Raw genomic sequence first — 815 nt, forward strand, 5'->3', positions numbered from 1 at the left:
GGATCCGGCCCGGGGGGCTGACACAGGGGAGGTCCATCGAGCCCTCCGAGGCAGCGGCGCCTCTCCTCAGGCAGGCGTGCCCCGGGGGTCTGTCTCCACTGCGAAGCACTTCGCCTCGGCAGCCACCAACTCCTTGGCGGCAAGCATCCGCACCGGCGGACTGGCTTGGCCAAGGGACTCATAGAGAGCCCGGCACTCCGGGACGTAATGACGCGCAAAGGCCAGATCGTGATCAGCAATGGAGGCAAGGTTGCTGGCCAGATCGGCGCACTTGATGGTCTGAACCCAGCCCGGTGCCTGGCGCAACTGCTTAACGGCGCGCGCCTTGCGCTGGTCGCGGGGCTCGCCCTCCTCGATCGCGGCGCAGGTCAGCCACATCACCCCGGAGCGAACACGCTCTCCAAACTGGGCGCAGAGCATTCCGGGCTCTAGGCCGGAGTCCTCGACAGCATCATGAAGCCAGGCTGTGATCAGTGCGTCGGTCTCCTCCGTACCGAGCCGGGTCAAGGCCGCCACCTCCGCAAGGTGCTTCCAGTAAGGCTCGCCGGTATAACGCCGACGTTGATCGCGGTGAATGTACATGGCGAGGGTGATGGCTTCGTAGAGGCGTTGCTCGTCGCGGGCCGATGGCTGCTGCGAATCGGTCATGGGCCTGCTCTCGCGGTCTATGGTGGCCGACGGGGTCGCGTTTGCTGCATCTACTTTACCGGTTTCACGACCTGCTGCCCATGCAAGGGCGTAGGAGCCGGGAGGGGCTCGGCAGCTAAGCGTTGTTTGCTCCTATCGCCGTCGACGCCGGCAGTCGCCCCTGTCGC

At 65.9% G+C, this 815-nt stretch carries 1 protein-coding gene; it reads right to left on the reverse strand.

The genetic code is table 11. The features are described from left to right. Positions 1-66: 66 nt before the first annotated feature. Positions 67-648, reverse strand: a complete 582-nt coding sequence (locus tag LRA98_RS12845; protein WP_201168725.1) for an HD domain-containing protein — start codon at positions 646-648, stop codon at positions 67-69. Between the last annotated feature and the right edge of the window lie 167 nt (positions 649-815).

Source organism: Halorhodospira sp. M38 (assembly GCF_022227985.1).
GTDB classification, from domain to species: domain Bacteria; phylum Pseudomonadota; class Gammaproteobacteria; order Nitrococcales; family Halorhodospiraceae; genus Halorhodospira; species Halorhodospira halophila_A.

What these genes read in the sequence shown, in the direction of transcription:
- LRA98_RS12845 (WP_201168725.1), bottom strand. Translation starts at nt 648, where the DNA reads ATGACCGATTCGCAGCAGCCATCGGCCCGCGACGAGCAACGCCTCTAC.